This is a genomic window from Caballeronia sp. LZ032 (assembly GCF_031451315.1).
Taxonomy (GTDB): domain Bacteria; phylum Pseudomonadota; class Gammaproteobacteria; order Burkholderiales; family Burkholderiaceae; genus Caballeronia.
On record NZ_JARUXP010000004.1, the window covers coordinates 345671 to 358814 of the forward strand.

The window sequence follows — 13144 nt, forward strand, 5'->3', positions numbered from 1 at the left end:
CCCGCTTGGGCTCCACACGACCGGGCAGCGAGCGGCGGGCGTGTCGGGAGGGAGAGACCGCTCGCATCCGTCACCCGCAAGAGCGGAGTTCATATGACGTCACGCCTTCGACGCGCGACCTTGTCGTGCCTGTGTCCGATCGTGCTTGCCGCCTGTTCGAAGAGTCCGGCGCCGCCCGCGCCGCCGCGCGTCGCGACCGTGACGGTGCAGCCGCGCTCGGTGCCGCTCGAGCGAAGCTTCGTCGGACGCCTGTCGCCGTATTACAGCGCCAACGTCACCGCGCGCGTGTCCGGACTGCTGCTCAGGCGCAATTACACCGAGGGCGCGGCGGTGCGGGCCGGGCAACTGCTCTTCGAAATCGATCCGGCGTTCTACCGCGCGCAGCTCGACACGGCGCTGGCGGTGCTGGCGCAGGACCGCGCCGTGGCCGTCAACAACCGGATCACGGCGGCGCGCGATCGCCGGCTGCTGCCGGTCGGCTCGGTGTCGCAGCAGACGGTCGATAACGCCGACGCCGCCGAGCGCAGCGCCGCGGCCAAGGTACAGGCCGATGAAGCGGCCGTGCAGAGCGCGCGCGTGTCGCTCGACTACACGCGCGTGACCGCGCCGATCAGCGGCATTGCGGGGCAGCAGCAGGTCACGGCGGGCGCGGTGGTGGGCAGCGGCACGTCCGACAGCGGCGGCAACGGCACGCTGCTGACGACCATCCAGACGATCGATCCGATGTACGTGAACTTCACGATCAGCTCCGCCGATCTCGTCACGCTGGAACAGCCATCGAGCCAGCCTGCCATCGAACTTGCGAAGCCTGCCGAGACCACCGTGCGCATCGCGCTGCCCAACGGCGCGCCATACGGCAGCGCCGGGACGATCGACTTCTCCGGCGTCACGGTGAATGCCGCGACCGGGGCCGTCAATCTGCGGGCGCGGGTCGCCAACCCGGAACGGCGCCTCCTGCCGGGCATGTACGTGACGCTGACCGTCGACCTGGGGCGGCAGAACGGCGTGTTCCTGATTCCGCAAGAAGCCTTGCTGCGCGATACCGCGGGTGCCTACGTGCTGACCGTCGATGCACACGACACGGTCGCGCGCCGTGACGTGGAGGCCGCCCAGAGCCACGGTAACGACTGGATCGTCACGCGCGGACTCGGTGACGGCGACCGGGTCATCGTGACCGGGCTCCAGGCGGCGCACGAGGGGGCGAAGGTCGCGACTGTTGCATGGCAAGCTCCCGCGCCGGCCTCGTCCGGCGTGACGAAGTAGAGGAGGCTGCCCATGCCGAGTTTCTTCATCGAGCGTCCGGTGTTCGCGTGGGTCATCGCCGTGCTGATGTCGCTGTTCGGGATCGTGGCGGTGCGCAGCATGGGCATTGCGTCTTATCCGGACATCGCGCCGCCGCAGGTGACGGTCACCGCGCAATACCCCGGCGCGAACGCCGAGACCATGGAATCGACCGTCACGCAGGTGATCGAGCAGCAGCTCACCGGCATCGACAACCTGCTGTACTTCAGTTCGACCTCGGGATCGAACGGCCAGACGCGGATCACCCTCAGCTTCGCGACGGGCACCAACCCGGACATCGCCGAGGTGCAGGTGCAGAACCGGGTCGCGCTGGCGCAGCCGCTGCTGCCTTCGCAGGTCACGCAACAAGGCGTGGTGGTCGCAAAGTCGAGCCCGGACATCCTGATGTTCATTGCCTTGCAGTCGAACAACCCGGGCATCGGGTCTGGGGAGCTGTCCGACATCGTCGCCTCGCGGATCCAGCCGGCCATCGGCCGGGTCACGGGTGTCGGCAACACGACCCTGCTCGGCTCCGAATACGCGATGCGCATCTGGCTCGACCCCGACAAGCTGCAAAGCTACGGACTCTCGACCACGCAGGTCTTCAATGCGGTGGCCCAGCAGAACGCGCAGTTCCCGGCCGGCTCGCTGGGCGCGGACCCGGCCATCGAGGGGCAGGCATTCACGGCGACCGTGTCGGGAGACTCGCTGTTCTCGTCGATGAAACAGTTCCGCGACATCATCGTCCTGTCGAACAGCAGCGGCACGACGGTCAGGCTGAGCGACGTCGCGCGCATTTCGTTCGGGCCGCAGACCGGCGGCGTGGCGGCGTCCTATCGCGGCAAACCAGCTGGCGGCCTCGCCGTCTTCCTGCTGCCGGGCGCCAACGCGCTGAAAGTGGAGCGCGCCGTGAAGGCCACGATGGACACGCTCGCGCGCGACCTGCCCGCCGGCGTCACATGGTCCGTGCCGTACGACACCACGCCGTTCATCACGGCATCGATCGAGGACGTCGTCCGCACGCTGGCCGAAGCCATCGCGCTGGTGTTCCTCGTCATGCTGGTGTTCCTGCAGAACCTGCGCGCGACGATCATTCCGGTGCTCGTGATTCCGGTCGCGCTGCTCGGCACCTTCATCGGCCTCGCCGCGCTCGGCTTCACCCTCAACCAGCTGACGCTGTTCGGCATGGTGCTCGCCATCGGCATCGTGGTGGATGACGCGATCGTCGTGATCGAGAATGTCGAGCGCATCATGAGCGAGGAGGGCACGCGGCCGCGAGCAGCGACGCACAAGGCCATGACACAGATCACGGGTGCGATCGTCGCCATTACCGTGGTGCTGACGGCGGTGTTCGTGCCTTCCGCGCTGCAACCGGGCGCGACGGGCATCATCTACGCGCAGTTCGCGCTGACGATCGCCATCTCGATGGGCTGCTCCGCCTTCCTCTCCATGTCCTTCACGCCGTCGCTGTGCGCAGCGATCCTCAAGCCGCATCATCGGAAGGAGAAGAACGCGTTCTATCGCGGGTTCGACCGGCTCTTCGACTGGACCGCGTCACGCTACGTGGCCCAGGCCGGCCGCATGATCCGCCGGGCGCCGCGCTGGATGATGGCGTTCGCGCTGGTCGCGGTGCTGGCTGGCTTCCTGTATGCGCGTCTGCCCACGAGTTTCGTGCCGGACGAGGACCAGGGCTTCGTGCTCGCTCTCGTCAACCTGCCGCCCGGCGCGACCTTGCAGCGCACCGCGCACGTGATGGACGAAGTGCGCGACACGCTCGCCCGAAGCGACGTGAGCCGTGACATCGCCGGGATTTTCCAGCCGGAGGGTTTCAGCTTCGTCGGCACGAGCGAGAACGTCGGCATGGCCTTCATCGAGCTCACGAACTGGGACAAGCGGTCCGCGACGGCCATGGCGCTGATCCCGCGCATGAACCGGATCCTGTCCGGCATCGCGGACGCGCAGATCTTCGTCGTCAATCTGCCGACCATCCGCGGACTGAGCCAGTTCGGCGGCGTCGACATGTTTCTGCAGGCGCGCGCGGGCCAGTCGCGCGCCGAGCTGGGGCAGGCGGAACACACTCTGCTCGCCGATGCCGCGAAAAGTCCCGTGCTGGCAGGCATCCGTCCGAACTCGTTGCCTTACCAGCAGCAGCTGGACATCGCGGTGGACCGCACGCAGGCGCAGGCGATGGGTCTCTCGCTCACGGATGTCTACCAGACGCTCGGAATGGAGCTGGCGCCGTCCTATGTCAACCAGTTCACTTACGGCGGCCGCGTGAAGCGGGTCTATCTCCAGGCGGACGCGCCGTACCGGATGGGGCTCGATGCCTTTCAACATCTGTTCACGCCGGGCACGTTTGCGGCCAACAGCACGAGCAACGGGACGGGCGCCGCCTCGCGCGGCTTCACGACGCCAGTCGATCCCTCGCCCGCCAACACGTCGATCGCGCCGTACAACATGGTGCCGCTCGCGAGCGTCGTCGCTGCCAGATGGGCCTACGGTCCGACCGAGCTGCCGCGCTACAACGGCTATTCGGCGATCGAGATCGTCGGCAATTCGGCGCCCGGCTATTCGACGGGCCAAGCGATGAACACGCTCGATCACATCGTCGATCACGGACTGCCGCACGGCTTCGCGGCGAACTGGACCGGGCAGTCATATCAGGAACTGCTGTCGGGCTCGTCGGCGACGCTGTTGATGGCGCTTTCGATCGTCGTGGTGTTCCTGTGCCTGGCGGCGCTTTACGAAAGCTGGTCAATTCCCGTCTCCGTGCTGCTCGTCGTGCCGCTCGGCATGCTGGGCATGCTGGTGTTCTGCGGGCTCTTCGGCGTGCCGAACGACATCTACTTCAAGATCGGGCTCGTCACGGTGATCGGACTGGGTGCCAAGAACGCGATCCTGATCGTCGAGTTCGCGGTGGAAGGCCAGAAAGACGGCCTCACGCTCCGCGACGCGGTGCTGCAGGCCGCACGCCTGCGCCTGCGGCCGATCCTGATGACCTCGCTGGCGTTCATCCTCGGCGTCCTCCCGCTCGTGCTCTCGTCGGGCGCGGGTGCGGTGTCGCGGCATGAGATCGGCACCGGGGTGATCGGCGGCATGCTGTTCGCGACGGTGTTCGGGCTGCTGCTGATTCCGGTCTTCTATGTGAGCGTGCGGCGCATGCTGGGCGACAGGCTCGATGAAGTCTCGCCGCGCATGCTGCGCGGCAGCCGCGATGAAGAGGACGAAGACGAAGACGAAGACGGCGACGGCGACGCTTCGGCGGAGCGCAAACCGGCCTGACGCGCGGGGCGCGTGGAACGGTGCGACGGCGGATGAAGCGGACACGACAGGAAGCGCTTGCAACACGCGAGCAGATTCTCGACGCGGCCGAATGCGTATTCGCCGAGCAGGGCGTATCGGCCGCCACGCTGGACGCGGTCGCGCTGCGGGCCGGCTTTACGCGTGGCGCGGTCTACGGTCATTTCCGCAACAAGCGCGCGTTGCTCGCCGAGGTGATGCAGCGCGTAACGCTGCCGATGGACGTGTTCGCCAATGCCGTCGACGATGGCGCGGACCCGGATCCGCTCGGCGAGATCCGTCAGCGGCTGTTGTATTTCCTGGGCACGGTGGTGGTGGCGCCGCGCAACCGCCGCCTGTGCGAGGTGCTCTACACGAAATCCGAGCACACGAACATCACGGCGTGCATCTTCGACATGCAGCGCGACGCGGCGGTCGGCGGCCGGGAGCAGTTCGGACGCCATCTTGCGCATGCGGTCGCGCGGGGGCAGTTGCCGCCCGGACTGGATGTAAAGCGCGCGGCCGGCGTGGTCCATGCGTTTCTGGGCGGCGTGCTGCGGGAATGGCTGCTCGGGCGGGATGCGATCGCCCTGCCACGCGATGCCGCGAATTTGACTGATGTTTGCATCGGCATGCTGAGGCTCGTGCCGCTGTTGCGCCCGGAGTGTGCCTCCGAACAGGAACGTTGCTTGCGCGGGTGAGAGACGATCAGACGAACCTCACACCCGGAGTCCCCACACATGGCAACAAAGAAGCTACCGGCGAGCGGCGTCGCTCGCGTGCCTTCGCACAGCAACAGCAACGCGAAGGTGGAAGCGCTCGAAACCTTTCGCACCGATGCTACCGGTCAAGCCCTGACGACCAATCACGGCGTCAAGATCGCCGATAACCAGAATTCCCTGCGCGCCGGGGAACGCGGTCCGTCGCTGCTCGAAGATTTCATCATGCGTGAAAAGATCACGCACTTCGACCACGAACGCATTCCCGAGCGCATCGTGCATGCGCGGGGATCGGCGGCGCACGGCGTGTTCAAGGTGTACGAATCGCAGGCGGCGCTGAGCAAGGCGGCGTTCCTGCAGGATCCGTCGATGGAAACGCCCGTCTATGTGCGCTTCTCGACCGTGCAGGGTTCGCGCGGGTCGGCGGACACCGTGCGCGACGTGCGCGGCTTCGCGGTCAAGTTCTACACCGAGGAAGGTAATTTCGATCTGGTCGGCAACAACATGCCGGTGTTTTTCATACAGGACGCGATCAAGTTTCCCGACTTCGTGCATGCCGTGAAGCCCGAGCCGCACAACGAGATGCCGCAGGGCGGCTCCGCGCACGACACCTTCTGGGACTTCGTCTCGCTCGTGCCGGAATCGGCGCACATGGTGCTGTGGGCCATGTCCGACCGCGCCATCCCGAAGAGCCTGCGGACCATGGAAGGCTTCGGCATCCACACGTTCCGGCTGGTGGACGCGCAGGGCAAGGGACGCTTCGTCAAGTTCCACTGGCGGCCGACCATCGGCTCGGCGTCGCTGCTGTGGGACGAAGCGCAGAAGCTCGCGGGCAAGGACCCGGACTATCATCGCCGCGATCTGTGGGAAGCGATCGACAACGGTGACTATCCGGAATGGGAACTGGGCGTGCAGGTCGTCGAGGAAGAGGACGAGCACAAGTTCCCGTTCGATCTGCTCGATCCGACCAAGATCATCCCCGAAGACCTCGTGCCGCTGCAGATGATCGGCAAGCTGACGCTCAATCGCAATCCCGACAACTTCTTCGCTGAGACCGAGCAGGTGGCGTTCTGTCCGGGACATATCGTGCCGGGCATCGACTTCACGAACGATCCGCTGCTGCAGGGCCGGCTGTTCTCCTACACCGACACGCAGATCAGCCGCCTCGGCGGTCCCAACTTCCACGAGATCCCGATCAACCGGCCGCTCGCGCCGCTGCACAACGGCCAGCGCGACGCGATGCATCGCATGACGATCGACAAGGGTCAGGCATCGTACGAACCGAATTCAATCGACGGCGGCTGGCCGAAGGAAACCCCGCCTGCCGCTGCGGGCGGCGGTTTCGAGACCTACACGGAGCGCGTGGAAGGCTCGAAGATCCGCGTGCGCAGCCCGTCGTTCAAGGACCACTACTCGCAGGCGACGCTGTTCTGGAACAGCATGACGGATCCCGAAAAGGATCACATCGTGGGCGCTTACTCGTTCGAGTTGAGCAAGGTCGAACGCAAGCCGATCCGCGAGCGGCAGCTCGGTATCCTCGCCAATATCGACGCGACCCTCGCGTCGCGGGTCGCCGAGAATCTCGGTTTGCCCGTGCCGAAGAAGAGCGCAAGCGCCGAGGAACTGGGCACGCCGTCGGTGAACGAGTCGAAGGCGCTGTCGATCGTTGCCAAGACGCCGCCTTCGGTCAAGACGCGCAAGGTCGCCATCCTCGCCGCGCCGGGCGCGGACGCGGCGACCATCCAGGCCATCAAGGACGCACTCACGGCTGAAGGCGCGCACGGCAAGGTCATCTCGCCGACGCTCGCGCAACCTGCCCAGGGCGTCGAGCCGGATGCGACCATCCTCGGCATGCCGTCGATCATGTTCGACGGCGTGGTCGTCGCCGGCGGCAAGGCGAGCGCGAAGGCGCTGTCCGAATCCGGTGACGCGCGTCATTTCGTGCTCGAATCCTTCAAGCATCTGAAGGCCATCGCGGCTGTCGCGGACGGCGAAGACCTGCTGGCGGCCTCGCATCTTCCCACGGGCGATGACGGCATCGCCGTGGGCAGCGACGTCAAGGACGTGATGAAGCGCTTCATCGAGGCCATGGGCCAGCATCGCGTCTGGTCACGTGCGCAGAAGGCGGAATCGGTGCCTGCCTGAGTCGGTCCGCAACAGGAAACGGCGCTCTGTGGGGCGCCGTTTTTCGCGTGTATCGCCTGATCTGTTTCGTGGCGCGCAAACGATGGTTGGCGTGCGGCGCGCCATTCATGTGTTTTAATTGACCCTCCGATCTTCTCCAATAACAAAGCGGCGCCGTCCGGCCGCACGATGGATTGCACCGAGAGGCATGAATCGAAGGGATAAGAAAGTCATCGAGAGGCGGAAGCGGCGCGCCAGGCGTGGCCGCTTCTCCGTGCGCGCGGCGCTCGCCTGTACCTGCGCGATGTTCGCGTTCGCGCCGGGCATGTCGCAGGCCCAGCGCGCGGAATGGCTCGATGCGCGTGTGACCCAGGCGACCATCGTCGACACGATCTGCGTGCCGGGCTACGTGGACCGCGTGCTGCCGTCGTTCGAAAGCCAGATGCGGCAGAAGGAGCGCCTGCTCAAGCAGCGCAGCATCGATGCTTCGTTCGCATCGGAATATGCGCTCGACCACCGCATGCCGGTCCTGCTGGGCGGTTCGCCCAATTCACCCGCGAATCTCGATCTGCGCCGCTGGGAAGGACGCGCGGGGCAGCGTCGCAAGGAACGGCTTGCCGTCTATCTGAAGCGCTGCGTCTGCACCGGCGACATCACGCTGAAAGACGCGCAGTCGGCGATGGCCGGCGACTGGCCTAACCGCTACCCGAATCTTTCCAGCATGTCCTGTAACGGCCAGTAAGCGTACAACGGGGTCATTGCCGGTGCGCATCCAGCCGATTGTGAAGATCAATCGAAAAAGACGGAATGTCGCGGCTCGGTGCGGGTCTACGGGAATAGACTGAGCAAACCTGTCACTTGCCGTGGAGCCATCATGATCGTCGTCTATGTGTCTCTCTTCGTTGTCGGCACGCTTGCCGCGCGTCATGTGCAGCAGCGTCGCGCGAAGCCTGTACCCGTTCGTGTGCGTGCCAGAAGGTGACGGCGATGAACCTGCTTGTATGGAATCTTCCCGCGCGCTGCGCCGCGCGCGATGTGCGGCGCTTCCTGGAACATGAGCTCGGCGACTACGCGAGCGACATCCAGATCCATGGCGCAGGCACCGCCGATGCCTATGCCACCGTTCGGCTCGATACCGATGTGCCTTACATCGGCGAAGCAATTGCCCAGAAGCTGTGCCATCTGCGCTTGCTCGATGCGCCGCTGCGTGCCCGCGCATCCGCTTCCGGCGATGCCTCCATCCGTCTGCATTGAGCGCTTGCTTTGCAAGTTCTGCGATCGCCCGGAATGAACCTTGCTGAGGCTTGATTGACGAACGTTGGAATGGCGGTCAAGCCGGTGCCTCAACCACACCGGCTTTTTCGTCGCTACGGGCGCGTGTCCGCAGGGCGGTGGCGTGCTTCCATCGACCGAAGCGACGCGTCCACGGACCGTTCGCGCAATCCAGTCAAAGCGGAACATTCATCTCGATGCATCAGGCAGGAAAGAGCAAGACAAGGAAGAAGAGCATCATCGGCGCACGGTTTCTGGCAGGCGCGCTGATATTGAATGCGGTATCGGCCGTGGCGCAGGGAACGCTCACGCAAGAGCACGCGACGGCGCCCGCCGCGCCCATGCCGCCCATACTGCCTGATGCGAGCGCACCGGGTGCCGCCAGCGCCCCGGCGCGTGCGCTTCCCGCGATGCCCGTGCCTGTTCCGACGCCTGCGCCTGCAGCGGCGTCCAGCGCGTCTGCGACAAGCGCGGCCTCCGAAGCCGCGGCGGCGAGCGCAGCCTCAGCGGCCAGTGCCGCCAGTGCCGCCAGCGCGGCTTCCGAAGCCCAGGTGCCGGAAGTGCCGCTGCCGCCGGAGCCGCCCGAGCCGAACCTCGCGCAGCGCACCGGCATGCCGCCAGCGGGCGCGCTTGCGATGCGTGAGGCTTATGCAAAGGAAGTGAGCCGGCGTCTGACGGTGCCGGCCGTGGACCAGCAGGCTTATGGCCGCCTGCTGCAACATCGGCTGGCCGAGGAAGGTCATGGCGATCTCGCCAATGAGTATGTCGTGCTGGTCGACCGGAGCCCGAACGTGCAGGCGCTCTTCGTCTACTTCCGCGCGCGGCCCGATGAGGCATGGTCGATGATCGGCGCATCGCCGGTATCGACCGGCCGCCCCGGCACCTACGATCACTTCCTGACACCGCTCGGCGTGTTCCAGCACGTGCCCGGCAACATGGACTTCCGCGCCGAAGGCACCTTGAACGAGTACCAGATCCGCGGCTACGGCGCGCGCGACATGCGCATCTACGATTTCGGCTGGGCGGAAGGCGAGCGCGGCTGGGGCAAGGGCGGCAAGTCGCCGATGCGCTTCCAGATGCACGCCACCGATCCCGAGAAACTCGAACCGCTGCTCGGCATGCGGCATTCAAAGGGCTGTGTGCGCATTCCTTCGACGCTCAACACTTTCTTCGATCATCACGGCGTGCTCGACGCCCAATACGAGGCGCGCGCCGCCGAGGGGCAGTCGATGTGGATCCTCAAGGCCTCGCGCAAGACAACGCCATGGGCGGGCCATTATCTGGTCGTCATGGATACGGGGCGGAAATCGCGGCCGGCGTGGTCGCCGGGTCCGGGAAAGGCCGTGCGCGAACACATTCCCGCAGGCGCGGACACGGTCGACTGAGCGCGGCGCGCTTTGCTTCTGCAGGCTATTTCGAGCGCGCCAGCAGCACGCCGGCCAGCGCCACGCCGAAGCCCGCAAGTTGCAGCGCGCCCAGCGTTTCGCCGAACAGCAGGTAGCTTTCGAGCGCGGCAAGCGGCGGTGCGAGAAACAACAGCGCGGTTGCGCGCGACGCATCGCCGCGCCGGACCATCCAGACGAGCAGCGTGGTCGCGACACCCGACAGCATGACGATGCCCCACAGCAGTGAAACCCAGGTGGTCGTCGAGGCAACGAAGCGGTGCTCGCCGAGCGCGAGCACCAGCACGAGCGCGACCACGGCCGCGCCGGCGTTTTGCAGTGCGCTGGCGGTGCGGATATCGGATTGCGCGAGCGAGCTTTTCTGGTACAGCGTTCCCGCCGTGATCGCGAAGATGGCAAGGACCGCTGTCGTCACGACGAACCATTCGGGCGCATGAGCGGCCCCATGCGCAACCGGCGCACCGCTCGCCGCGATCTTCGGCGCCAGCACGAGCGCGACGCCGAGCAGACCCAGCAGCAGGCCGCCCCAGGCACGCGGAGAGAGCCGTTCGCCGAACAGGCGCGCGGCGACGGCCGCGGTCAACAGCGGTTGCAGCGCGCCGAGCAGGGCCATGATGCCCACGCCCAGCCCTTGCGCGACCGCCCAATAACCCGAGCCGAGATAGACGCCTTGCAGCAACGCTCCCGCGAACAGATGCCGGCCGATATCGCGCCCTTTAGGCCAGGGCGCACGCGCGGCCACGGCGATCACGGTGAACAGCAGCGTCGTGCCGGTGAAGCGCACGAGCAGATACATGTTCGGGTCGACGTAAGGCGTGATGGCGCGCGCCACGATGAAGCCCGTCGACCAGAGGAACACGAAGACCGGCGCGGCGAGTAGCGAGAGCATGGAGGTGGACGACGAAACGGAATCCCGCAGTATCGTCGCTCCGGCGCGCGCGTGTCTTGTCTGGCCGTGCAACCCGGAACGCTTCAGTCGAGCGAGAAGGTATCGAGCGGCTGGTTGGCGCGCGCCTCGCCGTCGAGACGACGCGACAGTTGCGCGTGCAGACGCCTGGCCTCGTCGAGCGTGAGGTCGATCCAGTAGGGATCTCCGGCGGCGTCGTTGAGACGCTCGGGCGGAAACTGAATTTCGATGACCACGCCTTTCTTGTACATCCGCTTGCCTCGATCAAAACCTGTGCGAAGCCTGCGAGTTTAGCGAAGGACGCTGCCCGGATTGCCAACGCAGCGGAAACAATCCGTTGCGCGATCGGGCCAGCGTCCCGCGTGCCGCCTTGCCAAGGATTTGCCACACAAAGCCGCTAGACTCCTCACGCTGCCTTATCCCGACTACACGCGATGCTCCCCGAACAACGCCATCACTACATCCTCGATGAACTTGACAAGCACGGCGTGCTTGCGGTCGCGGACGTCGTGCGCGCGCTGTCCGTCTCGCGCGAAACCGTGCGGCGCGATCTCAACACGCTCGCCGGGCGCGGCCTGCTGACGACGACCCACGGCGGCGCGCTCTCGACGGAGCGGCGCGAAGCGCATCTCGACATACGCGAAGGGGAAAACGCGGCGGCCAAGCAGGCGATCGGCGTGCGGGCGGCGGCGTTCGTGCCGGACGGCGCTTCGGTGATCGTCGATTCGGGCAGCACCACGCAGGCCGTGGCCCGGGCGCTCGCGGACCGGCATCGGCTGACCGTGTACACCAACGACTGGCGCATCGCGCTGTTGCTGGCGCGGCGCAACGGCAACCGGGTGACCGTGCTCGGCGGCGAACTCGCCGATGCCGAGGACGCCGCGTTCGGCCTCGATACCCTCACGCAGCTCACGCAGTATCACGCGGATTTCGCGTTCATCGGCGCAGGCGGGATCACGCAGGACGCGCATCTCACCGACTATTCGCGGCTGGCCGCCGAAGTGCGCGGCAGGATGATCGCATCGGCCGCGTGCGCGATCGTGGTGGCGGACTGCTCGAAGTTCGGGCGCGTCGCGCCGGTGCGCATCCGCGGCTTCGAGACGGTGCGCTACCTGGTGTGCGAAGTGCCGCCGGAGCGGGCCATGCAGCGCGCCATCGCGTCGAGAGGACCGCAAGTGGTGCCGGTCGTGGAGCCCCGTCCGCCGCGCACCTGACCCGGCAGCGGCCGTTGCCGGCCGCATGACGGGACGAAAGCCGCCGTTATTCCTTGACGCTCTGCGTCGCGGCGGTCTCGATCAGCTTCGCGACTTCGGCCGGATGCGACATGAAGGGCACGTGACTCGACTTCAGTTCGATCGTCTTGCTGCCCGCGCGCCGGGTCATCGAGCGTTCCAGTTCGGGATTGATCATGCGGTCCGCGGTAGCGATGACGCCCCAGCTCGGCTTGGTCCTCCAGGCGGCCTGCTTGATCGGCGTGCCAAAGTCCTTCGCGTTCGGCATCACCTGCGAGATGGCCATGAAGTTGGTTTCGGCGACGGGAAGATCGGCTGCGAAATCCGCATGGAAGCGGGCCGGATCCAGATACAGACAGCCGTCCGGCGTGAGCTTGATGGCATTGCTCGCAGGCGGCGTCTTCTTCGACAGCGAAGCAGGCGATTCACCCGCGTCCGGTTCGAATGCGGCCACGTATACGAGGCCGGCGACCTTGTCGTGATTGCCGGCTTCGGTCACCACGGCGCCGCCGTAGCTGTGGCCGACCAGGATGGCCGGGCCGTCCTGCTGGTCGAGGACGCGCCGCGTGGCGATCACGTCATCCTCGAACGAGGTTTCCGGCTCCTGCACGACGGAGACCTTGTAGCCGTCGTGCGCAAGGATGTTGGCGACCGGCTGCCAGCCGGAACCATCGGCGAAAAAGCCGTGCACGAGGACGATGTTCTTGATCGGCTCGGCGGGAGCCGCGTGGGAGCCCATTGCGCCGAGCGACAGCATCACGCCGGCTGCGGCGCGGGAAAGGGACAAGGAAACGCGCATGTTCATGCTCCAGATGAGTAGGGAAGCGGCAGTTCTTCAGTAAAGCGGACGGCATCGTATGTGGGCGCGAAATGCATCGCAAGGCATCGAAGGGGTCTGGAGCGCGAAGTTCGTTCGGCCTGGGCGGA

Annotated in this window: 11 protein-coding genes; 8 read left to right on the top strand and 3 right to left on the bottom strand. The window is 66.2% G+C overall.

Annotated features, from left to right (window positions below):
• The first annotated feature begins 93 nt into the window (after positions 1-93).
• The 7 genes from QCE69_RS29330 (at position 94) to QCE69_RS29360 (ending at position 10060) form a co-directional block, all read left to right on the top strand.
• Positions 94-1263 carry an efflux RND transporter periplasmic adaptor subunit gene (locus QCE69_RS29330; protein ID WP_309934468.1) on the top strand — a complete coding sequence of 390 codons (1170 nt, stop codon included), beginning with the start codon at positions 94-96 and terminating at the stop codon, positions 1261-1263.
• A gap of 12 nt (positions 1264-1275) precedes the next feature.
• The gene (locus tag QCE69_RS29335; RefSeq protein ID WP_309934469.1) at positions 1276-4563 is read left to right on the top strand and encodes an efflux RND transporter permease subunit; all 3288 of its coding nucleotides are present in this window, start codon (positions 1276-1278) and stop codon (positions 4561-4563) included.
• A gap of 32 nt (positions 4564-4595) precedes the next feature.
• Positions 4596-5261 carry a TetR family transcriptional regulator gene (locus QCE69_RS29340; protein ID WP_309934471.1) on the top strand — a complete coding sequence of 222 codons (666 nt, stop codon included), beginning with the start codon at positions 4596-4598 and terminating at the stop codon, positions 5259-5261.
• A gap of 39 nt (positions 5262-5300) precedes the next feature.
• Positions 5301-7424 (top strand): catalase HPII, encoded by a 2124-nt coding sequence (gene katE / locus QCE69_RS29345; RefSeq protein WP_309934472.1) that lies wholly within the window; start codon positions 5301-5303, stop codon positions 7422-7424.
• A 187-nt stretch (positions 7425-7611) separates the two neighbouring features.
• Positions 7612-8145 (top strand): hypothetical protein, encoded by a 534-nt coding sequence (locus QCE69_RS29350; RefSeq protein WP_309925777.1) that lies wholly within the window; start codon positions 7612-7614, stop codon positions 8143-8145.
• A 245-nt stretch (positions 8146-8390) separates the two neighbouring features.
• The gene (locus QCE69_RS29355) at positions 8391-8657 is read left to right on the top strand and encodes an RNA-binding protein (RefSeq protein WP_309925779.1); all 267 of its coding nucleotides are present in this window, start codon (positions 8391-8393) and stop codon (positions 8655-8657) included.
• 215 nt (positions 8658-8872) lie between these two features.
• Positions 8873-10060: a L,D-transpeptidase gene (locus QCE69_RS29360; RefSeq protein WP_309934473.1), complete on the top strand. Its 1188-nt coding sequence runs from the start codon at positions 8873-8875 to the stop codon at positions 10058-10060.
• A 25-nt stretch (positions 10061-10085) separates the two neighbouring features.
• Here QCE69_RS29360 and QCE69_RS29365 read toward each other — a convergent pair whose 3' ends face one another.
• Together QCE69_RS29365 and QCE69_RS29370 are read right to left on the bottom strand one after the other, a co-directional pair.
• The gene (locus QCE69_RS29365; RefSeq protein ID WP_309925781.1) at positions 10086-10967 is read right to left on the bottom strand and encodes a DMT family transporter; all 882 of its coding nucleotides are present in this window, start codon (positions 10965-10967) and stop codon (positions 10086-10088) included.
• A gap of 83 nt (positions 10968-11050) precedes the next feature.
• Positions 11051-11236 (bottom strand): hypothetical protein, encoded by a 186-nt coding sequence (locus QCE69_RS29370; protein WP_309925783.1) that lies wholly within the window; start codon positions 11234-11236, stop codon positions 11051-11053.
• Between the two features lie 183 nt (positions 11237-11419).
• On the opposite strand from QCE69_RS29370, the gene QCE69_RS29375 reads away from it, so the two are divergent.
• Positions 11420-12199: a DeoR/GlpR family DNA-binding transcription regulator gene (locus tag QCE69_RS29375; RefSeq protein ID WP_309934474.1), complete on the top strand. Its 780-nt coding sequence runs from the start codon at positions 11420-11422 to the stop codon at positions 12197-12199.
• A 46-nt stretch (positions 12200-12245) separates the two neighbouring features.
• On the opposite strand, the gene QCE69_RS29380 is transcribed toward QCE69_RS29375, so the two are convergent.
• Positions 12246-13016 carry an alpha/beta hydrolase gene (locus QCE69_RS29380; RefSeq protein ID WP_309934475.1) on the bottom strand — a complete coding sequence of 257 codons (771 nt, stop codon included), beginning with the start codon at positions 13014-13016 and terminating at the stop codon, positions 12246-12248.
• Between the last annotated feature and the right edge of the window lie 128 nt (positions 13017-13144).